General features: G+C 68.6%; 18 protein-coding genes. 6 read left to right on the forward strand and 12 right to left on the reverse strand.

Features of this window, described 5'->3' with window-relative positions; genetic code table 11:
- The first annotated feature begins 1 nt into the window (after position 1).
- Entirely contained in the window at positions 2–1,282 is a 1,281-nt protein-coding gene (codB, locus tag JFC09_RS01365) for a cytosine permease (RefSeq protein ID WP_198392189.1), read from the forward strand.
- Positions 1,257–2,495 (forward strand): cytosine deaminase, encoded by a 1,239-nt coding sequence (codA, locus tag JFC09_RS01370; RefSeq protein WP_198392190.1) that lies wholly within the window; start codon positions 1,257–1,259, stop codon positions 2,493–2,495. Before codB ends, codA begins: the two co-directional genes overlap by 26 nt.
- 154 nt (positions 2,496–2,649) lie before the next feature.
- On the opposite strand, the gene rplI is transcribed toward codA, so the two are convergent.
- The 4 genes from rplI to rpsF all read right to left on the reverse strand — a co-directional run bounded on the left by rplI (position 2,650) and on the right by rpsF (position 4,430).
- Complete coding sequence (gene rplI / locus JFC09_RS01375) at positions 2,650–3,108, reverse strand: 50S ribosomal protein L9 (protein WP_198392191.1); 459 nt, start codon at positions 3,106–3,108, stop codon at positions 2,650–2,652.
- Between the two features lie 15 nt (positions 3,109–3,123).
- On the reverse strand, positions 3,124–3,363 hold the full coding sequence (gene rpsR / locus JFC09_RS01380; RefSeq protein WP_198392192.1) for a 30S ribosomal protein S18: 240 nt from the start codon (positions 3,361–3,363) through the stop codon (positions 3,124–3,126).
- Between the two features lie 33 nt (positions 3,364–3,396).
- The gene (locus JFC09_RS01385) at positions 3,397–4,032 is read right to left on the reverse strand and encodes a single-stranded DNA-binding protein (RefSeq protein WP_198392193.1); all 636 of its coding nucleotides are present in this window, start codon (positions 4,030–4,032) and stop codon (positions 3,397–3,399) included.
- Positions 4,033–4,139: 107 nt separating this feature from the next.
- Entirely contained in the window at positions 4,140–4,430 is a 291-nt protein-coding gene (gene rpsF, locus JFC09_RS01390; RefSeq protein ID WP_198392194.1) for a 30S ribosomal protein S6, read from the reverse strand.
- A gap of 195 nt (positions 4,431–4,625) precedes the next feature.
- Here rpsF and JFC09_RS01395 point away from each other — a divergent pair, with 195 nt between their 5' ends.
- Together JFC09_RS01395 and JFC09_RS01400 are read left to right on the forward strand one after the other, a co-directional pair.
- Positions 4,626–5,240 carry a flavin reductase family protein gene (locus JFC09_RS01395; protein ID WP_198392195.1) on the forward strand — a complete coding sequence of 205 codons (615 nt, stop codon included), beginning with the start codon at positions 4,626–4,628 and terminating at the stop codon, positions 5,238–5,240.
- Positions 5,241–5,493: 253 nt separating this feature from the next.
- Positions 5,494–6,858, forward strand: a complete 1,365-nt coding sequence (locus tag JFC09_RS01400) for a choice-of-anchor L domain-containing protein (protein WP_198392196.1) — start codon at positions 5,494–5,496, stop codon at positions 6,856–6,858.
- Between the two features lie 190 nt (positions 6,859–7,048).
- Here JFC09_RS01400 and JFC09_RS01405 read toward each other — a convergent pair whose 3' ends face one another.
- From JFC09_RS01405 to JFC09_RS01440, 8 genes are all read right to left on the reverse strand, one after another.
- Complete coding sequence (locus JFC09_RS01405) at positions 7,049–8,491, reverse strand: hypothetical protein (protein ID WP_198392197.1); 1,443 nt, start codon at positions 8,489–8,491, stop codon at positions 7,049–7,051.
- 156 nt (positions 8,492–8,647) lie between these two features.
- Positions 8,648–11,074: a transglycosylase domain-containing protein gene (locus JFC09_RS01410; protein WP_332839603.1), complete on the reverse strand. Its 2,427-nt coding sequence runs from the start codon at positions 11,072–11,074 to the stop codon at positions 8,648–8,650.
- A gap of 158 nt (positions 11,075–11,232) precedes the next feature.
- Entirely contained in the window at positions 11,233–13,080 is a 1,848-nt protein-coding gene (locus JFC09_RS01415) for an AMP-binding protein (RefSeq protein WP_198392198.1), read from the reverse strand.
- A gap of 77 nt (positions 13,081–13,157) precedes the next feature.
- Positions 13,158–14,603 carry a CCA tRNA nucleotidyltransferase gene (locus tag JFC09_RS01420; RefSeq protein ID WP_332839604.1) on the reverse strand — a complete coding sequence of 482 codons (1,446 nt, stop codon included), beginning with the start codon at positions 14,601–14,603 and terminating at the stop codon, positions 13,158–13,160.
- Between the two features lie 179 nt (positions 14,604–14,782).
- Entirely contained in the window at positions 14,783–16,024 is a 1,242-nt protein-coding gene (locus JFC09_RS01425) for a MerR family transcriptional regulator (RefSeq protein ID WP_198392199.1), read from the reverse strand.
- The gene (locus tag JFC09_RS01430; protein ID WP_198392200.1) at positions 16,011–16,694 is read right to left on the reverse strand and encodes a transcriptional regulator; all 684 of its coding nucleotides are present in this window, start codon (positions 16,692–16,694) and stop codon (positions 16,011–16,013) included. Before JFC09_RS01430 ends, JFC09_RS01425 begins: the two co-directional genes overlap by 14 nt.
- Positions 16,691–17,140, reverse strand: a complete 450-nt coding sequence (locus tag JFC09_RS01435; RefSeq protein ID WP_198392201.1) for an SANT/Myb-like DNA-binding domain-containing protein — start codon at positions 17,138–17,140, stop codon at positions 16,691–16,693. Before JFC09_RS01435 ends, JFC09_RS01430 begins: the two co-directional genes overlap by 4 nt.
- Before the next feature lie 182 nt (positions 17,141–17,322).
- On the reverse strand, positions 17,323–18,003 hold the full coding sequence (locus tag JFC09_RS01440) for a HEAT repeat domain-containing protein (RefSeq protein ID WP_198392202.1): 681 nt from the start codon (positions 18,001–18,003) through the stop codon (positions 17,323–17,325).
- Between the two features lie 152 nt (positions 18,004–18,155).
- Here JFC09_RS01440 and JFC09_RS01445 point away from each other — a divergent pair, with 152 nt between their 5' ends.
- Both JFC09_RS01445 and JFC09_RS01450 read left to right on the forward strand, forming a co-directional pair.
- Positions 18,156–18,668, forward strand: a complete 513-nt coding sequence (locus tag JFC09_RS01445; protein WP_408610934.1) for an NUDIX hydrolase — start codon at positions 18,156–18,158, stop codon at positions 18,666–18,668.
- 8 nt (positions 18,669–18,676) lie between these two features.
- On the forward strand, positions 18,677–21,424 hold the full coding sequence (locus tag JFC09_RS01450; protein ID WP_198392203.1) for a DUF6049 family protein: 2,748 nt from the start codon (positions 18,677–18,679) through the stop codon (positions 21,422–21,424).
- The last annotated feature ends 8 nt before the right edge of the window (positions 21,425–21,432 follow it).

Genomic DNA, 21,432 nt, shown 5'->3' on the forward strand with positions numbered 1-21,432 from the left:
CATGCCGGACGACGTCACCCGAGCCCACGACGCAGCAGACCAGGACTTCTCGTTCGAAGCGGTGCCGCTCACGGAGCGACGGAGCTTCTGGCGGGTCGGCTTCGTCATGCTGGGCTTCACGTTCTTCTCCGCGTCGATGAGTGTGGGGGCCGGGCTGGGGAACGGCGTGGACCTCACCGGGTTCATCTGGGCGGTCGTCATCGGCGGCATCATCCTCGGCGCCTACACGGGTGCGCTCGGCTTCATCGGTGCGAAGACGGGTGAGGGGCTCGACCTGCTCGCCCAGCGGACGTTCGGCACACGCGGCTCCTACCTCCCCTCTGCGCTGATCGCCTTCACGCAGATGGGGTGGTTCGGGGTCGGTGTGGCGATGTTCGCCAACCCCACCGGTGAGCTGCTGGGGACCGGGCCGTGGCCGATCGTGATCGTCGCGGGCGCGCTCATGACGGCCTCGGCCTACTACGGCATCAACGCGATCGAGATCGTGAGCTTCATATCGGTGCCGCTCATCGCGGTCCTCGGCACGTGGTCGATGATCTCGGCGACCGAAGAGGGCGGTGGGCTCGAGGCGATCTTCGGGCAGTCGACGGGGATGCCGCTGACCGTCGCCATCGGCATGGTCATCGGCTCCTTCGTCTCCGGTGGGACGGCGACGCCCAACTTCACGCGGTTCGCGAAGAGCGCGAACAGTGCGGTCATCACCACTGTCATCGCCTTCTTCCTCGGCAACACCCTCATGTTCAGCTTCGGCGCGGTCGGCGGTGCCTTCAGCGGTGAGGACGACATCTTCTACGTCATGATCGCGCAGGGACTCATGATCCCGGCGCTCATCGTCCTGGGCGCCAACATCTGGACCACCAACAACAATGCGCTCTACACGACCGGGCTGGGCCTTGCGAACATCACGAAGGTCCGCAAGCGCCCGCTGGTCCTCATCTCCGGCGTCCTCGGGACGCTCACGTCGCTGTGGCTCTACGACAACTTCATCGGGTGGCTGAACTTCCTCAATGCCGCACTCCCGCCCATCGGTGCGATCATCGTGGTCGACTTCCTCTGGCGGAGGAAGGCGTACGCGATGCCGGACCGGGCGGGTCGACCCGTCGTCTGGGGAGCCGTCGTGGGCGTCGTCGCCGGAGGACTGGCCGGCTGGTTCGTGGACTGGGGCATCGGTTCGATCAACGCGATCGTCGTCGGAGTGGTCTGCTACGTGATCGGCGCGCTCATCCAGCGCGCCGGGAAGAAGGGGGAAGGGCATCATGCTGTTCAAGAATCTGCGGATTGAGGATGCGGAGTCGACCAGCGACGTCCGTGTCACCGACGGTGTCTTCACCGCGATCGAACCGCAGCTGGAACCGCAGGACGGCGAAGAGGTCGTCGATGCGGGCGGCCGTCTGGGCCTGCCCCCGATCATCGAATCGCACGTGCACCTCGATTCGGCCCTCACCGCCGGGGAACCGCGGTGGAACGAATCCGGCACACTGTTCGAGGGCATCGAGGTGTGGAGTGAGCGGAAGCGCTCCCTCACCGTCGAGGATGTGAAGGAGCGCGTGAACCGCGCCGTGCGCCAGCAGGCCCGGTTCGGCATCCAGTACGTGCGCACGCATGTCGATGTCACCGACCCCGAGCTCACGGCGCTGCACGCGATGCTGGAGCTGCGGGAGGAGCTGAAGGACGTCATCACGCTGCAGATCGTGGCGTTCCCACAGGAGGGCATCCAGTCCTTCCCCGACGGCGAAGGACTCATGCGGCGCGCCGCCGGAATGGGGGTCGACGTGATCGGTGCGATCCCGCACTTCGAGTTCACCCGCGAGTACTCCGTCGCCTCGCTCGACTTCGCGTGTGCGCTGGCGGACGAATTCGGCCTGCTCGTCGATGTGCACTGCGACGAGATCGACGACGAGGCGTCCCGCGGCTTGGAGACGCTCGCGACGCGTGCGCTGGAGAGGGGCCTGCACGATCGTGTGACGGCCAGCCACACGACCGCGACGCACTCCTACAACAACGCGTACTTCACGAAGCTGCTGCGCCTGCTCACGATGAGCGGCATCAATTTCGTGTCGAACCCCCTGGTGAACACCCACCTGCAGGCCCGCATGGACACGTACCCGAAGCGTCGGGGTGTCACGCGGGTGAAGGAGCTGACGGAGGCCGGACTCAATGTGAGCTTCGGTCAGGACGACATCGTCGATCCGTGGAACCCGCTGGGCACGGGGAATCTGCGGGACGTCGTCTTCAACGGGCTGCACGTCACGCAGATGATGGGCAAGCAGGAGATCGACCAGAGCTACCGGTTCATCACGCACAACGCGGCGCGCACACTGCATCTGGGGGCGGAGGACTACGGCTTCGGGGTGGGCCGTCCGGCGAGCTTCATCATCCTCGATGCGCCCACCTGGTACGAAGCGCTGAGCTTCAACGCTCCGGTCATCGCCTCCTACCGTGCCGGAAGGCAGATCGTGAGGACGGAGCCGACGACGACGGAGATCCTCTTCTGAACCGCTGACCCGGTGGCCCGCCAGCCCACCGGCCCACCGGGTCAGCGTCGTCTCCACCCCTGGAATGCGCCGAGGCCCCGGGAACCTGTGCAGGTTCCCGGGGCCTCGGCGTGGTCCGGCCGGTGGCCGATCCCTCATCGTGGTGACGAGCGGATCAGGCCTTGCCGACGACCTCGAACTTGGCGTTCGCGGTGATCTCGTCGTGGACGCGGACGGTCGCGGTGTGCAGACCGGCCGACTTCACGTGACCCGGCAGGGCCACCTGACGACGATCGAACTCTGAACCGACGGCTGTGCCGAGCGCTTCCGCGACGAGAGCCGGTGTGACGGCGCCGAACAGGCGTCCACCCTTGCCGGCCTTCATCTCGATGCGAGCGGTCGCCGCCTCGATCTTGCCCTTGAGAGCCAGTGCCTCGTCGCGGTCGGCGATCTGGCGGCTCTGGCGGGCCTTCTTGAGGGCGTCGATCTGCTTCTGCGCACCAGCGGTCCACGGCGTCGCCCATCCACGGGGGATGAGCAGGTTGCGGGCGTAGCCCGCCTTCACCTCGACGACGTCACCGGCTGCGCCCAGACGGTCGACTTCCTGATTGAGGATGAGCTTCCTGGTTGCCATTCTTCTCTCCTCCTATCAGCGAGTCGCGGCGGTGTACGGGAGAAGCGCCATTTCGCGAGCGTTCTTCACGGCCTTCGCGATGATGCGCTGTTCCTGCACGGAGACACCGGTGACGCGGCGGGCGCGGATCTTGCCGCGGTCCGAGATGAACTTGCGCAGCGTCGCGGTGTCCTTGTAGGTGATGGTTGCGGCTTCGCCGCGCTTGAGCGGGTTCGCCTTCTTCTTGATGGGCTTCCGGGGATCCGGCTTCGCCATGATGTGCTCCTGTGTGAGTGTGAGAAGTATCGATCAGAACGGTGGTTCGTCGTTGGCCGGGTTGCCCCAGCCGCCACCGCTCTGCGGGTTCGACGATGCCCACGGGTCCTCCTGGGCAGGGCGTCCGCCCTGCTGCGGGTTGGCACCCCACTGTCCACCCTGCTGGCTTCCCTGAGGTGCGCCCTGCTGGGGACCACGGCCTCCGCCGAAGCCGCCCTGCTGGCCGCCGCCCTGGTTGCCGCCACCGAAACCGCCGCCCTGCTGCTGGCCGCCGAAGTTCCCGCCGCCACCGCCGAAGCCGCCGCGCTCGTTCTTCGTGACCGTCGCGGATGCGTAGCGGAGGCTGGGGCCGACTTCGTCGACGTCCAGCTCGAACACGGTGCGGCGTTCGCCTTCCTTCGTGTCGAAGGTGCGTGACCGCAGGCGACCCTGAGCGACGACGCGGGTGCCGCGAGACAGCGTCTCTGCGACGTTCTCCGCCATGTCGCGCCAGGCACTGCAGCGCAGGAAGAGAGTCTCCCCGTCCTTCCATTCATTGGACTGACGGTCGAAGTTCCGCGGCGTGGACGCCACGGTGAAGTTCGCGACGGCTGCGCCGTTCGCGGTGAACCTCAACTCCGGGTCGGCAGTGACGTTTCCGACGACGGTGATGACTGTCTCGCCTGCCATGGTGACTCCTCTGCTGCGCAGGTCTTCGCTGCGGCTCGAGTGGATGGATGTGAATGGGGTTGAAGATCCGTGCGGACCTTCACCGTGGGATCAGATCGCGGATGCGATCACTTGGTGTCGGGGCGCATGATCTTCGTGCGCAGGACGGACTCGTTGAGTCCGAGCTGGCGATCGAGTTCCTTCACGGTGTCGGGCTGCGCGTTCAGATCGATCACCACGTAGAAGCCTTCCGACTTCTTGTTGATCTCGTACGCGAAGCGGCGACGGCCCCAGACATCCACGTTGTCGACGGTCCCACCCTGTGCGGGCACGACCTTGATGAGCTTCTCGACAGTGGTGCTCACAGAGCGCTCGTCCAATTCTGGATCGAGGATGAGCATGAGCTCGTACTTACGCATGTGTCACCCACCTCCTCTGGTCTCAGCGGCCACGGTCCATCCGTGGCAGGAGGGTAATTGCGTTGCGCTGTCCAGTGGTTCTGCGCACAGGGGCGCACAGGACAGCCGTTCGAGTGTACCGCATGGGCGAGACCGAGGGACGCGGCGCTGGACTGAGTCGTATGCTCGCGTCTCAACAGCTGACAGACTGGTGGCATGGACGCACAGCGCACGGAGTTCGACCCAGTCGCCCTGGGTGACCGCGAGACCACCCTGCTCGTGAAGTCGATCCTCATCCCGCGCCCCATCGCGTGGGTGGGCACCGTTGACGCCTCCGGCGTCGCGAATCTCGCGCCGCACTCGTTCTTCACCATGGTGTCAGAGGAACCGCCGGTCGTCATGTTCTCGTCGACCACACGCAAGGACTCCCTCAACAACGCCGAGGCCACTGGCGAGTTCACGGTCTCGCTCGTCTCCCGACCCCAGTTCGAGGACGCCAACCAGACGTCAGCACCCTACGATCCGGACGTGAGCGAGTTCGCGGCGGCCGGGGTCGCCGAGGAGCCCTCCGCAGTCGTCACCGCGCCGCGCGTCGCTTCGTCTCCCGCCGTCATGGAGTGCACCGTCGAGCGGATCATCCCGGTCGGAGGCAACTTCATGGTCCTGGGCCGGGTGGTCCACGTCGCAGTGAACACGCACACCCTCCGCACCGATGCGCGAGGGCGATCGCTTCCGTCCGCATCTGATCTGGACCCGCTCACCCGTCTGGGTCGGAACGAATGGGGCACGCTGGGCGAGGTCCTGGCGATCAGACGTCCGAACGCGCAGTAGCGGCACACCCGCAACACCCCTACTGGCCCGTATCTCATGTCGTCACAGATCGTCACCATTTCCTGAAACAACGCTCCTTGTTCGACCATGCGGCGCTGACCGCGGTATGAACGGCCTCGAACACTCCCAAGCGCTCCGTTCCGCATCATGCCGGGCCTCCAAGACTCTCAGCCAACTACCAGCCAGTGACTTTTCATGCGAGACTCACAGTGTCCATTTTCGCCTTCCCAAGGTTTCGTTTCTGGAGTTGAGAGTGATCACATCCCCCACACGGCTCGGTGCGCTCACAGCAGCATCGGCTCTCGCACTCGCGTGCGTCGGTCCCACCACGGCCCTCGCGTCGCCCACGACGGCCGACCGAGAGGCCGCCGCCGCAGCATCTGCGACCGGCAGCAAGACCTATTCCGCCGGCCAGTCAGCCACTGACCTCACAGAGGACCTGACTGCCGAAGACCTCGTCGCGTCGCTCGTGGGCTCGGGCATCGAGTACAGCAACGTCACCTACACGGGTGCCGATGAGGCTGCGGGCACCGTCAGCGGCATGAGTGCCATCGGACTGGAGTCCGGGGTCGCCCTGTCCTCCGGCAGTGTCGCCGGGAGCGACCGCGGGCCCTCTGCGATCCTCGGACCGAACGACAGCAGCTCGACCACGTCGAACTTCGACACACCGGGGGACGCCGATCTCGACGAGATCGTGTCGCCGGAGAGCACGAACGACGCGAGCGTCCTCGAATTCGACTTCGTGCCGGACACGGATCAGCTCACCTTCACGTACGTCTTCGGGTCCGAGGAGTACAACGAGTTCGTCGACTCGAGCTTCAACGACGTGTTCGCGTTCTTCGTCAACGGTGAGAACTGCGCGGTCGTCGACACGGGCGACGGCGAAGCGCCGGTCACGGTCAACACGATCAACAACGACCTGAACCCGGCCCTCTACAACGACAACGACATGGTGGCCGGACACCCCTTCGACACGGAGCTCGACGGGTTCACCGTCCCGCTCACCTGCGTGGCCAACGTGAATGCCGGTGAGTCGAACCACGTGAAGCTCGCGATCGCGGACACCGCGGACTGGTCCTACGACTCCGCTGTCGTCATCGGAACCGGGTCCTTCCAGGCGAACAACCCGCCAGTCGCCGAGGACGCGGTGTTCACCACACCGGTCGACACCCCCGTGGACACCCCGCTCACCGCGACGGATTCCGAAGGCGACGAGCTGACGTACACCGTGGTCGACGGTCCGGAGACCGGCGCACTCAGCGGTGACGCCCCGGACCTCACGTACACCCCGGAAGAGGGTTTCCTCGGTGAGGAGACGTTCACGTTCCAGGCCAACGACGGCGCGGAGGATTCCAACGTCGCGACGGTGACCGTCGTCGTCGAGGAGCCTGCGGCCACGCCGGACCCCACGACGGATCCGACGACTGAGCCGCCGGCCGATCCGACGACGGAGCCCACGGACAAGCCGTCTCCGGCACCGTCGGATGACCCGAAGCCGGGCGAGGATCTCCCGCGCACGGGCACGAACGTCGGTTTCGCAGCAGGTCTCGGCGCGCTGCTCACCGCAGGAGGCGGCGCACTGCTGTTCCTCGCACGCCGACGCAAGCTGCAGGGCTGACGGCCACGGTGGGGCTGTCGATGAGTGACAGCATCCGCTGACCGCCAGGCGGCACACGGAGGGCGGGAGAGTTTCGACTCTCCCGCCCTCCGTGCATTCATTCACTGCAGTGCCGGGTCCGCGCAGCGTCCCGCACCCGCGTGAGCGGTCAAAGCGGTCTCGCGCCAGTGGCGTCGGCGACCGGACGCGCTTACGCCTCCGCGTCGTGCAGTGTCTTCTCCCGGCGTGCCGCACGGCGGCGGCCCGTCCGGAACAGTTCATCGAGTGCGAAGGCCATGACGAGGGTGAGGGAGAAGAATCGCAGCAGGGTCAGCAGGCCCATCCACGTCGGTGCCAAACCGATCGACGAGTCGAGTTCTGCGACATCGGTCAGCGGCACCGCGATCGCAAAGCCCAGCTCCGCGAAGAACCACAGCCCCATGACGGGCAGCTGCCGCACCGCGAGTGCGGCGAACGGCAGCAGCCACAGCGACATCGAGGTCGAAGAGCTGGGTGCCAGCACGACGGACAGCGCAAGGAGCGCCGCGATCGTGAGCACCATCTGGCGCAGATGGGCGACGCCATCGGCTCTCTCCAACCGCCGGAGCACCGCGACAGGGCTCTCAGATGAGGAGGGATCCGCAGAGCCGCCGGAGACGGCGTCCTGGTCCACGGCCTCGGCGACAGTGGGTTTGAGCATCATCGTCGACGTCGCCATCGCGGCGATCGCGACGATGCCCAGGGTCCACACGACCAGCAGCCCTGTTGCGAAGGTGGGCTCGTCCCCCCAATTCTGTGTGAGGACGACGGACGCGATCGACCCGCGGTCCACCGCGTCGTCCAACCACACGGTGAGACGCGAGGGGAGCCGACCGTCCGCCAGCGTGAGCACGCCCGTCGTGAGGGCGAACCCGGCGAGGACCAGGACGGCGTGGCCCCGGTCCCGTGCGGCACCGATGAGCACGCCCACCAGCACGATGAGAGCCAGTGGTCCCGCGAACGCGGCGGTGGCGAGCATGCCGCCTGCAGACAGCAGCGCCGCCGTCGAACGGTCGCCGCTCAGCAGCACACACGCCCACACCGCCAGCGCCACGCCCACCGGGTCCAGGGACTGGCCGATGCTGAAGACGACGACCGGCGACACTAAGGCGACGGCGACCCACGACAGGCTCACCGCGCGGGGGCGGGGGGAGCCGAAGCCGATCGCTCGGGCGAGTGCGATGACACCCGTGCCCATCGCTGCGAAGGCGAGGGTGTTGAGGACGAGGAGGAGACCCATCGCCTCGGCTGCTGTTGCGCCCATGCCGGACATGAGGACGACGAACCAGTAGGTGAGCGGCGCGAAGCCGGAGAGGCCTGAGGTGATGCGGCCTGCGGAGTCCGGCAGCGTGTCACCGGTCATCGCCAGCGCCACGGGCGACTGGCACATGCGGAAGCCGGCGCGCGGCAGTTCGTACCCGCCGGTCTGGCACGGCACCTGCAGCAGCACACCGATGACGACGGACACACCCAGCAGGCCCATGAGCACCCAGCCGATGCTCGCGAAGGTGCGGCGATCGGGGCGTGCGAACCGCGCCCCCTCGCCTCCCCGCAGCGGTGAGGCGACGTCTGCGGGCGACACCGGGCGCGGTCTGCTTTCGGAGGTCCTTTCCATGGTGCTCAGCCTATGCGACGGGGCCCTGCGAGCAGGTGCCTGCAGGCGGCTGTGGGGAGTCCGGCCGGGGGTGCGTTCTCCTCAGACGACAAGATGCGGCCCGGGGGTGGATGAACCACCCTCGGACCGCATCTCCACGGGCTGGACGCTCAGGCGTCAGTCCTCGGAATTGTTACCCGAGTCGCCGCCGCCGTCACCGCCGCCACCGGAGTCGCCGCCGTCACCGTTTCCGCCGCCACCGGAGTCGCCGCCATCGCCGCCGTCACCGTTTCCGCCGCCACCGGAGTCGCCGCCGTCACCGCCGTCACCGTTTCCGCCGCCACCGGAGTCGCCGCCGTTGTCGTTGTCCTCGTTGTCATCGTCACCTGGAGGCTCGATACCGCCGGAGTCGTCTTCCTCTTCCTCCGGAGGTTCCTCTTCGCGTGCGTCGTCGCCGGAGTCGGAGTCCTCATCCGACGAATTGCCACCGGACCCGCCACCGGAATCACCGGAGTTGTCGCGACGGGGAGGAGCGGGTGCCTGCTCCGGCACGCCGGAATCGTTGTTCGGCTTGTCGACCTGTGGCAGCTCGCCACGTTCGGGGAACTGCTCGACCGGCAGGTCCATCGCCTCGACCGCACCGCGCATGTAGTCGGTCCACACCATCGTCGGGTACGAACCACCGGTGATCTCACCCCGGCCGCCATAGGGACCGATCTCGATCGGGTTGCCCTCCTCGTCGGCGCGGAAGATCGACACCGCGGTCGCCAGGTTGGGGGTGTAGCCGGCGAACCATGCGGAGTACGCGTTCTGCGACGTACCCGTCTTGCCCGCCGCAGGGCGACCCAGATTGTTCGCGTAGGAGCCGGACCCGCCGGTCACGACGTTGCGCAGGGCGTAGGACGTCTCCGCGGCGACCGCCGGGTCGAACGCCTCGTCACCCTCAGGGTCGGCTTCGTGCACGACCGTGTCTTCCGCGTCGGTGACCTTGTCGACGAAGTGGACCTGGTGGTGCACGCCCTCCTCCGCGAACGTCGCGAACGCTCCCGCCATCTGCGTGACAGTGGGGCTCGAGGTGCCCAGCACGTTCGACGCGTTGTTCTCCAGCCCCACCGTGTCGTCGGGGAAGCCGGCGCGCTTCGCCACGTCCACCGTCTTCTCCGGGCCCACTTCGATGTTCAGCTGCGCGTACGCCGTGTTGATCGACGACTGCGTCGCCTTCAGCAGGCTCACCGGTCCATAGTTCGAACCGCCGTAGTTGCGGACGACCCAGGGGGTGCCGTCGTAGTTGAACGTCGTGCCGCTCGTCCCGGTGAAATGATCCGTCAGCCGATAGCCGTTCTCCAGACCGGCCACCAGGGTGAACACCTTGAAGGTCGACCCCGCCTGCGCCGTGTCCTGGGTCGCGGAGTTCTGCGCGCGCTCTAGATAGTCCTTCCCGCCGTAGATCGCGACGACACCGCCGGTGGCGGGATCCACCGACGACAGTCCCACGTGCATGCCGTCCTTCATCTCCGGCAGCGCCTCGACCGTCTCCACCGCGACCTCCATCGCGCCTTCGTCGAAGGTCGACACGATGTCGTAGCCGCCGCGATTCAGCTGGTCCTCGGTGTACCCGATCGACTTCAGCTCAGACAGGACTGTCGACAGCAGGTACCCGTTCTGGCCCTTGTACTGGTTGTCCTCGGGCTTCGAGTTGACCTCCGGCATCTCCGTCGACGCCGCTTCGTCCTCGGTGAGGTAGCCCAGCTTCACCATGCTGCGCAGCACGTACCGGAACCGGTCCTCGTACGTGTCCGGGTCATCCGCGGGGTCCGCGGCACCGGGTCGCTGGATCATCGCGGCCAGCAGGGCGCTCTCGGGCACATCGAGTTCGCTCGCCGGCTTGTCGAAGTAGTTGTTGGCCGCCACCTCGATGCCGTAGCTCTGGCGGCCCAGGTAGATCGTGTTGAGATAGTTCGCGAGGACTTCGTCCTTCGTGAGCTCCTGGTCGATCTTGAGCGAGATGAACATCTCCCGGACCTTGCGGTCGATGGAGCGCTCGTTCGTCAGGTAGAAGTTCTTCACGTACTGCTGGGTGATCGTCGACCCGCCGCCCGCGTAGTCGTCGGTGACGACGCCCCACACCGCGCGGCTCAGTCCCTTGAAGGAGATGCCGCGGTTCTCGTAGAACGACTGGTCCTCCGCCGCGACCGCGGCGTGCTGCATCGATTCGGAGATCTCGTCGATCGACACGTTGGTGCGATCCTCCGCGGAGTACGACCCGAGCTCCGTCTCCCCGTCGTTGTAGTAGACGGTCGAGGTCTGTCCTGACGCCTCCGCGTTGGGTTCCGGGATGTCGGTGACCGCGTAGCCGATGCCGAAGGCTCCCAGCCCCAGCGCGACGAACAGCAGCACCGCGACAGCCCAGTGGCGGAATGCGGGGACCCACCGGCGCCATCCGGTCTTCCCGGGGCGGGGGTAGCCCGCCCAGCGCGACATCCGCGCGAACAGACCCCCCTTGGCACCGCCTGCGCCTGCGGCAGCGCCGGATTTCGCGGCGGTGCCGCCGCTGCGATGACGGCCCTGCGAACCGGCGTGCCGGGGAGTTTCGGATGGGGTCACGGAGTCCTCCGCTGTCGAGGTGTGGGACAGGTCGCCACACGCGCGGACCCTGCCGTCAGAGGTTCACTCCAACAGCCGACGACACGCGCACCGTGCAGACAACCCGTCGATTCAACCATGCGTTCATGGTAGGAGGCTGAACGTCGACGAGTTCCCCGTCACCCCTTGAGTGACGGGAAGTCCGTGTCCGCCCACTCGAGGATCCGTGTGCCTTCCGCCCCCGGGCCCTTCGCATCCGTCGCCGAGGCCGCGGTCCGGGCCCCGCCCGCACCCACCACGGCGTCGGGTGCGGGGATGCCGCCCGCCTCGCCGTGCAGCTCACGTTCGCGGGCGCGCAGCTCGACCCGTCGGATCTTTCCGGAGATCGTCTTCGGCAGGTCGGAGAACTCGATGCGCCGGATCCGCTTGTAGGGGGCGAGGTTCTCACGGCAGAACCGGAGGATGTCCTCGGCGGTCTCCGCGTTCGGCTCGAAGCCGCCTCGCAGGACGACGTACGCCTTGGGCACCGCGAGCCGCACCGGGTCCGGCGAGGGCACGACAGCGGCTTCCGCCACGGCCTCGTGCTCGATGAGGACGCTCTCCAGCTCGAACGGGGACAGCCGGTAGTCGCTGGCCTTGAACACGTCGTCGGCACGGCCCACGTACGTGTAGACGCCGTCGTCGTCCTTCGTCGCGACGTCACCCGTATGGTAGACGCCGTTCATGAACGCGTCGTCGGTCCGTGCCTCGTCGCCCCAGTAGCCGCTCATGAGGGCCAGGGGGCGGGGGTCCATGCGGAGGCAGATCTCTCCCTCCACGGTCTCCTCGCCGGTGGCCGGGTCGATGAGGACCGGGTCGAATCCCGGCATCGCGACACCCATGGCTCCCGGCTTCATCTGATGGCCGGGCGGGTTGCCGATCTGCAGTGTGGTCTCCGTCTGACCGAAGCCGTCGCGGATGGAGACGCCCCATTCGCGTTCGACGATCGCGATGACCTCCGGGTTGAGCGGCTCACCCGCACCCAGCGCCTTCTGCGGCGGACTCGCGAGCTTCGACAGGTCGGCCTGGATGAGCATGCGCCAGACGGTGGGCGGTGCGCAGAAGCTCGTGACGCCCACGCGGTCCATGACGCTCATGAGCTGTGCGGCGTCGAAGCGCGCGTAGTTGACGATGACGACGCAGGCGCCGGCGATCCACGGGGTGAAGAAGTTCGACCACGCGTGCTTCGCCCAGCCGGGGGACGCGATGTTGAGGTGGCGGTCGCCGGGCTCCAGACCCATCCAGTACATGGTGGACAGGTGGCCCACCGGGTACGAGGCGTGGCTGTGGGCGACCATCTTCGCCTTCGACGTGGTGCCGGAGGTGAAGTAGAGGAGGAGCAGCTCGTCCGCGCGAGTGGGAGCGTCGACTGTGAAGTCCTCGGATTCTTCCGCCGCGTCCGCGTAGGACACCGAGCCCTCGCCGACTCCTTCTGCGGGCGCATCGATGACGATGCGCGTGACCTGCCGGTCCACGTCGTCGAACTTCGCGGCGTCCTCGGCTGCGGCGACGACGAAGTCGGCTTCACCGCGGACGGCGCGGTCCTCGAGGTCCTTCGGGCCCAGCTGCACGGTGGTGGGCAGCAGGACCGCACCCAGGCGGATCCCTGCGAGCATCGTCTCCCACAGCTCCACGCGGTTGCCCAGCATCACCATGACGCGGCTGCCCCGGCGCACACCGGCCTTCCGCAGGAGGTTGCCGACCTGGTTGGACCGGCGGCGCAGCTGGTCGAACGACCACGTCTGCTCGCTGCCGTCGCCCTCGATGATCCAGAGAGCAGGATCGTCGTTGCCCTGGGCGAGGGGGTCGAACCAGTCGGTGGCGAAGTTGAAGTGCTCGAACTGCGGCCACTCGAAAGCGCTGCGTGCGGCCTCGATGTCCAGCCGGTGTGTGAGGAGGGAGTCACGGACGGCACGAAACTGCTCCGTGACGGTCTGCGCTGCTCCGGTCTCCTGCGTACTGCTGTCACCGGACTGGACAGTGGCCATGAGTTCTCCTTCGAATCCTTGGTCCGCCATGTGCGGGTTGTTCGCACGACGTCTTCGCAAATGTATCAGCCGCGGTATCACCCCTGGTCGGAGTACCAGTCGCGCAGACGGCGCTCCGCTTCCTCGGGTCCGATGACGCCGTCTTCCATCCGGATGTCCAGCAAGTGGCGGTATGCCCGGCCCACCAGCGGGCCGGGTGGGATGCCCAGGATCTCCATGATCTGCTGCCCGTCCAGCTCCGGACGGATCGCGTCGAGCTTCTCCTGTTCCGCGAGCGCTGCGATCCTGCGTTCGAGGTCGTCGTAGTTCCGTGCCAGCCGCTGCGCCTTGCGCCTGTTGCGGGTCGTCACGTCGGAGCGCGTGAGGATGTGGAGGCGGGTGAGCTGGTCACCGGCGTCGGTCACGTACCGGCGCACCGCGGAATCCGACCAGCCGGCGTCCCCGTAGCCGTAGAACCTGAGGTGCAGTTCCACGAGCTTCGCGACCTTCTTCGTCGTGTCCTTGTCGAACGTGAGCGCCTTCATCCGCTTCGCGGTGAGCTTCGCACCGACCACGTCGTGGTGGTGGAACGTCACCCCGCCGTTCTCGTCGAAGCGCCGGGTCTTCGGCTTCCCGATGTCGTGGAGGAGCGCGGCGAACCGGACGATGAAGTCCGGGGAGGTGAAGGGCGCGGGACCGTCCGCGGCGTAGGCCGGCTCGAGTGCGACGGCCTGGTCGAGGACGGTGAGGGAGTGCTCGTACACGTCCTTGTGCCGGTTGTGCTCGTCCTGCTGGTCTCGCAGCGCGGCGAATTCGGGGAGGACGCGTTCGCAGATCCCGGTGTCGACGAGCAGTTCGATGCCGGTCCGCGGGCGCTTCCCGGTGACGAGCTTGACGAGTTCCTCGCGGACGCGTTCGGCGGAGATGATGTCGATCCGCTCGCTCATGCGCGTCATGGCGTCGCGGACTTCGGGGGCGACCGCGAAGTCCAGCTGGGAGGAGAAGCGGGCGCCGCGCATCATGCGCAGCGGGTCGTCGGAGAAGGAGTCCTCCGGCGTGCCGGGGGTGCGGATGAGGCCGGCGGCGAGGTCACCCAGACCTCCGTGCGGGTCGACGAACACCCGGCCGGGGAGGCGGACGGCCATCGCGCCGATCGTGAAGTCGCGCCGGACGAGGTCCGCGTCGAGGGTGTCGCCGAAAGCGACGACCGGCTTCCGCGAGTCCGGGTCGTACTGCTCCGCACGGTACGTGGTGATCTCGATGAGGCGGTCGCCCTTGCGCAGGCCGATCGTCCCGAACCGCTTGCCGATGTCCCAGTGCGCGTCCGCCCATCCCTTGATGACGGCGAGGATGTCGTCCGGCCGCGCGTCCGTCGTGAAGTCGAGGTCGGGCATGTCGCGGCCCAGCAGCGCGTCGCGGACGGAGCCGCCCACCAGGGCGAACTCGAAGCCGCGGGCGGCGAACCTCTCCGCCAGCGGGTCGAGGATGTGTGCCAGCCCGTCGAGGGCCTCGAACATCCTCGCGTGCGCCTGTGCTGCGTCCACGCGGTCTCCTCCTGGTGCTCTCTGGTCGGTCACGATGCGGCTCTGGTCGGAGCGCGCACAAGCCTACCGCGCGGGCACCGTGTGGCACCGCCGGATGAGCCTGTCCGGGGCGCGGTGGTCTGCGCGGTGCGGACGCCGGCAACCGGAGGTGCAGGGTGTCGGCGGTCAGGTGTCGGCGGTCAGGTCGGTGGCTGCTCGGCAGCGCGGTGTGCGAGGTAGGTCGCGATGCGGGCGACGTCCGGGTCCTCGTCGTCAGTGAATGGTGCCACGACTGCCTGGACCACCGCGTCCGGTTGCTCACCCAGCGCCTGCACGAGGCGCACGCGGCCCGCCGATGGTGTCGACGGGTCCCGGAGCCGGTCGAGGATCGCATCGACCGCCGCCGAGGCCGCAGCGGCATCCGCTGTCCGGTTCCCCTCCGCAGCCCGTCCCCGGGCCGCAAACCGTCCCCGGGCCGCAAACCGTCCTCGGTCAGCTGTCCGTTCTCGGTCAGCAGCCCGTTCCTGGGCCGTGGCACGTCCCCCTTCCACTGTGAGCCGGGCGAGTGCTTCCGCCGCCTCCACGTCCTTCGTCCCGTCGACCACCATCTGCACGAGGACGTCGCGCAGAAGTGCCGCGGAAAGCACGTGGGAGTCGGTGGTCAGACGGGGGCCCGAGATCGGGTGGGCGTCGGTGGCGCCGTCCCGCGACGCGGCTGGAGAACCCTCCCTCCACTGGGAGGCGAGGGTGAGAGCGACGCGGGCCCGGACCTCGGCGTTGTCGTCGGTGAGGACGGAGGCGAGGAGGACAGCCGCCTCGGGCTCCTCGAGATCACCCAGGAGCGCGACCGCTCGCAGGCGGACGGCAGGATCGTCCGCACTGAGCGCCTCCGCGGCGGCAGCGACGACCGCGCTCGCGCTTCCCGCAGCGTGTCCGGCAGCCCATCGCAGTGCTCCGGCGACGTTGAGCTCGTCTTCGGTGAGTGCGGCCTCGGCGAAGGCGGCGGCGGGCAGCGCGTCCGGGGTGAGTGCGGCATCGTGACGCGTCCGAGGGTCGTCCGAGCGGACGGCGCGCAGAAGCGCGATCGTGATGAGGACGTCCTCCCAGTCGTCGGGCGAGCGTGCGCGGGTGTGCTCGAGGCGAGTGAGGAGCTCCTGCTCGGCCACGATACGGGAGCGTGTCCGCTCGATGAGAGCGTCCAGGGTGGGCGACGGCCCGAACGCGCCGTGCACGGACCCGCTGAGTGCATCACCCGCCTCGGCGAGGCTCATCCCGAGGGATCGCAGCGCCTCCACATGGAGGATCCGCCGGAGGTCCGCATCCGCGTACTCGCGGTATCCCGCGGCGGTCCGCTCGCTGGGGCTCACAAGGCCCAGCGCATCGTAGTGGCGCAGCATCCGCACACTCACGCCGGAGCGCCGCGACACCTCACCGATCCGCACGCGGTTCCTCCTCGCCACCGGCTCCGTCGCCGACATCAGCCTCTACCTCGCCGCGTTCGATGCCGAGGGTCGCCAGGAGATCCTCGTACAGCTGGAACCACACGCGGTGGCAGGAGTCGAGGGACGTCCGGTCGACCCACTCCGGCGCTCCTGCACGCGCACGGACGACAGCAGCGTCGAAGCGTTCGTCGTACCCGCCGAATCGCGGGAGGACGGCGGTGAGCCGCGTGATGAGGGGAGCGAGTGCGCGGCTGAGGTCCTCGAGTTCGTCGAGGATCCGCGCATCCCGGACGAGGTCGCTGTGATCATTCGTCGTGAGACGCCCATCCGTCCCGGGGAGGATCTGCCAGTCGGTCACCGCGCGCAGCAGCCGTGCGTTGAGGGGACGGAAGTCCCAGTGGACAGCGGGGACGACGCCGTGGGGATCCGCGATGCGGAGCTCATCCGACAGCTGGCGCTCGTTCTCCTCCTTCCCGGCGTCCGTGAGCGTCCACCCCGCCGCATGCGCGAAGGCGACGTGCTGGAGGAGGCCGTCCCCTTCCGCCCCGTGGAGGAAGGTCGACGTCGCGTCCCTGGTCGCATCTGCTCGCTCCGCGATCTCGTCGGTGCCGGCGAACCCCAGCAGGCGCACGGCGTGGAGGAGCCTCAGCGGTTCGGGAGAGGCCGTCATGACCGTCCTCCCACTCGGCCGGTGAGCCGGGTGAAGTGCTGCTGGCAGGCCTGAGGGGAGCGGAATCCCATCGCGTCCGCGATCTGCGCCCACGTGAGGCCCGCACCGCGAGCGGAGAAGAGGAGGCCCGCCTCCAGGCCATCGACCTCCGCGCGCGCTGCGGACAGCAGGGCGAGGCCGTTCAGCAGGGTGCCGGCGTCCTGACCACTCGCTTCCTGCGCGGCGCGCCACAGCGCGAAGTGGGCGAGGTCGACGGCGGACGGCGGGGCGGGTGCGGGCCGCCAAGGACGGGGCGACAGACCCTCTGCTCCGGCGGCACGCAGCTGCTGCGCTGCCGTGCTCTCCTGGGCGGCACCCGCTCGATCAGCTGTCGCCCGGTCGGCTGTTGCCCGGTCAGCGCCTACCCGGTCGACACCTGTCCGTTCGGACTCGTGCTTGCGTTCCATGCCCCCACCCTCCACAATCAACATAACGTTGTCAATGATTCGTTGAAAGAGTGTGTGCACGCGCGGCTTCTGGACTCATCGACCACGCCCCCTTCGTGCTGCAGATCCGGGACATCCCAACCCGCGCGTCCCGTTCTTCGACGGGTACGACCTTGAGGCACCGCTCCTCTCATCCGTCCGAATCATCCGTCGAGACCGAGCGCTCCCAGCGCGACGACGCGCTTCGCCTCCTCGATCACACCCGCGAAGCCGGCGTCCGGGTCCTCGAGGAGCCGCCGGGTGGCCTCGGCGTGGACCCGCACGGATACGTGCGGTGAGGCGGCCGCGCGGGTGAGTGGTGCCTCCGCGGCGTCGTCCAGGGCGACCAGCGCGCGGCTGAGGCTCTTCTGCACCTCTGCATCACCGCGACCCAGCTGTGTCGTGAGGACGTCGGCCAGCCACGGCTCGGCGGCGTCGGGCACGAGGACGACAGCGGCACGCCAGGCAGCCCGCGCCGCCTCGTCGTCCTCATCGCACAGCAGCGCTTCCGACAGGTGGGACCACGCCGCAGGATCACCGATCTTCGACAGGGTGTGGAGCGCCTGGCTGCGCGCCTGCGGCACCGCCGAACCCAGCGCGTCGAGGAGCAGCGGCACCGTCGCGGCCGCCTGGTGCCGGGTGAGCGCCCACGTGAGCATGTCGCGGACGAAGAAGTCTGGCTCCACCGCGCATCGGTCGACCAGCAGCGCCACCGCGTCCGGATCCGGCCGAGTACCGGCATCCAGGGCAGCCCGCAGTCGCGCCGACGGATCCGTGGCGGCGAGCGCGATGAGCCGCGACTGTCCGGGCAGGTCTTCCCGTGCCGCGCTCTGCTCGTCCCGCATCTTCCGACTCCCCATCATCCGATCACCGTCTGATCACCAGAGAAGTCCCTCACACCGTGTGAGGGTCAAGCCGACCTGATCAGCGGCTCGGTCGCGTCGTGCGCCCACCGTGGCATCAGCGGTTATCCAGAGCGCTTCGTTAGAGTGTGGGCATGTCACGACCCATGCCCACGCCGAGGATGCCGAAACCGGGGCCGTTCCCGGTGCGCTCCTCCACGACGGAGGAGACCTCCGCCGGCGGCATCGTCGTGGACTTCGACTCTCCCTCCCTCAATGTCGCGATCATCGCCCGCATCAACCGCGCCGGACGACTCGAGTGGTGTCTGCCGAAGGGCCACCTCGAGGGAGGGGAGACATCGGCTGAGGCCGCCCGCCGTGAGATCGCGGAGGAGACCGGCATCATCGGCAGCGTCATCGCACCGCTGGGGTCCGTCGACTACTGGTTCTCCGTGTCCGGGAACCGCATCCACAAGGTCGTCCACCACTTCCTGCTGCGCGCCACCGGCGGCTCGATCACGGTGGAGAACGACCCGGACCATGAAGCGATCGATGCGGCGTGGGTGCCGCTCGACCGCCTGGGCGCGACCCTGTCCTTCGCGAACGAGCGGCGCATCGTCGCTGCCGCCCGCTCGCTCATCTCCACCCTGCAGACCGACCGGCGCTGATTCCCTCCGTGTCGCGCGCTTCCCGCTCCCGCACACCCCGCTCCCTCCTCGCACGGTGGGCTGCGGGGGCCTCTGCGTGTGTGCTGGCGCTGGGGGCGCAGCTGGGGGCGTCCGGCCCGGTGGCCGTCGCGCAGCAGGCAGACGCCCCCGCCCCGGACAGCGCCGCCGAGGCCCCCACCACTGACCCGACCGCCTCACCCCACGTCGTCCTCGATGAGGTGACCCCGTGGCTGGATCAGGAGGGAGCCCTCACCGTCACCGGTCGGATCGTCAACCCCACTGCGGACGATTTCGCCCCGGCCAGCGTGTCTGTGGTCCGATCGTCGACGCGGATGTCGATGCGCGATGACGTGAACCGGTGGGTCGACCGGCAGCGATCGACCCTTCTGCTCGCGAGCTCGGACGACGAACCGGCAGACCCGCCCGCTGACGGCACCAGCGGTGCCGATGACGCCGACGACGGCCCGAGCCTCGCGGTGCCGAACCTGCCGGCTTCCGTCGCCCCCGGCGACCAGGTGGAATTCAGCTTCACGATCCCCGCAGACGTGTTCGGCCCCGGCGGGTCCGCCGTCAGCTCGTGGGGTGCTTACGGCCTGGGCGTGACGCTGAACGGCACCACCGCCGATGCCGGTGGCGAGGACGACACCGCCGGCAGTGGCGCGGGGTCCGCAGACGACGCCAGCACTGTGCAGACGACCGCACCGGCGTTCACCGTCTGGCACCCGGACCCCGGGATCGATCCGACGGAGATCACGACCGTCATCCCCGTCACTCTCGATGCGGTTCCGGACAGCGGTGCCCCCTTCATCGATCCCGACCTGCTGGAGCAGGCGGCGGATCCGGACGCCACGGGCGACTACTCGGGGGCGCTCCATCGGGTCACCGCGAGTGCGCGCGCTCTGCCGGACTCCGTCCTCGCCGTGGACCCCCGGCTGCTCGCCTCCGTCGGAGCCGCACTGGAGGTCCCCACGGAGCCGGACACGGGAACCGACGAGGGAACAGAGGCCGACGACAGTGCGTCGGACGATCCGAGCCCCCCTGCGGACACGGATGCCCCTTCCGAAACCGGTGCTCCGGACGACGCCGGCGCGCCCGCCGGTTCCGGTTCACCCGATGGCGCAGAACCGTCCGACGCTGCGGATCCGCCCGATGACCGTGCGACCGCGGACGAGCCCGAGGACGCGAATGCGCCCCGCCCGGGCGGGGACGTCCAGCCCACGGACGAGCCCCCCGACAGTGCGGGCGAGGCGGAGGACGGCTCCGACGAGCAGCCCACAGCGCCCAGCGAGTCCGCGCAGCAGACCTACCCTCACCTCGCCGCGTGGTACGAGGACCTCACGAAACTGAGCGGTGACCACGACGTCATGGCCCTGCCCTGGGCGGACGCACACCTCACCTCCCTGTGGCATGCGGACATGGGCGACCTCGCTGAGTCCGCGCTGGCAGACCGGGAGATCGTCGGGTCCCTGCTGGGCGGTCGGACCGGGGTGCTGTGGCCGGCGGACGGAACGGTCCGGACCGACGACCTCGGCGCGATGGCGGACACCGGCGCAGACACCGTCATCCTGTCGGACATCCAGCAGCCGGCCCTCACGTCGTACACGTCGTCCGCGAACTCCGCGATCGCGGCGGACGGCGCCCGTCCGCACGTCGGGGTGTCCTCCAACAGCGGTGACTCCCCGGTGGACGGCGGCAGCACTGCGGGTGACACGGCCGCAGAGGACGAGATGACGACGCTGAGGACGCTCGTTGCGGATTCGGGGCTCGCCGAGGCCGCCGCCGGACACACGTCCGCGTCCACGACGAGCGCTCCCGGCCAGTTCCTCGCGCTGTCCGCCGCCATCACGGCGGAGAGGCCCTTCGACTCCCGCTCCCTGCTCCTCACCCTCCCGCGCACCGCGGCGGGCAGCGGACTGACCGACTTCGCCCACGACGTGGCCGACGCACCGTGGATCGACGACACATCGCTCGACGCACTCTTGGACACGGAACCCGTGGCGCGCGCACCGCTCGTCGACCCCTCCACCACCGCGGGCGATGGCACGGGCGGTCCGGGCACGGGAGGCGCAGGCGACCAGCAGGGCAGTCCAGGCGGCGGACAGGACGGCACGCGGACTGCCCTCGCGGGTCTCCAGACCCGCTACGCATCCGGAGCGGACGCCTCGGACGCATTCGTCGACGCGGACGGGACACGCCGGGACATGGCACGCGCCCTGCTCGCCTGCACCTCCACCGGTGTGGTCGACGGCGGACGGATCGACAGCTGCGCCGATTCAGCGAGCGGCTGGGTCGGTGGACTGGCCGACGGGGTCCGCCCCGAGCCGGGTTCGTCCGTCCTCCTCGTCACCGGCGAACAGGCGATGATCCCGGTGCGCGTCGACAATTCGACGGACCGCACCGCCCGCGTCCGACTGCGCGTCGAATCACCCACACCCCAGCTCAACACCGAACTGTCCGACATCGTCACCCTGGGACCCGGCGAAGCGCGCAGCGTCGACGTGCCGGTACGCGGCCTCGCGAACGCGGATGTCCGATCGACCGTCCGCCTCCTCACCGTCGACGGCGACGTCCTGCCGCAGAACACCGAGTTGCTCGTGCGGGTGCGCGCGGATTGGGAGAACACCGCGACCATCGCGATCGGCTCCGCTCTCATCATCGTGCTGGTGGTGGGTCTGGTCGCGACGATCCGCCGCGGGCGGCGTAAGATCCCCAAGAATCAGCTCGATGCGGCGTTGGCCCGCGCACAGGACGGCTGACCACACCC

The organism is Brevibacterium yomogidense (assembly GCF_016107685.1).
In the GTDB taxonomy this organism is placed as follows: domain Bacteria; phylum Actinomycetota; class Actinomycetes; order Actinomycetales; family Brevibacteriaceae; genus Brevibacterium; species Brevibacterium yomogidense.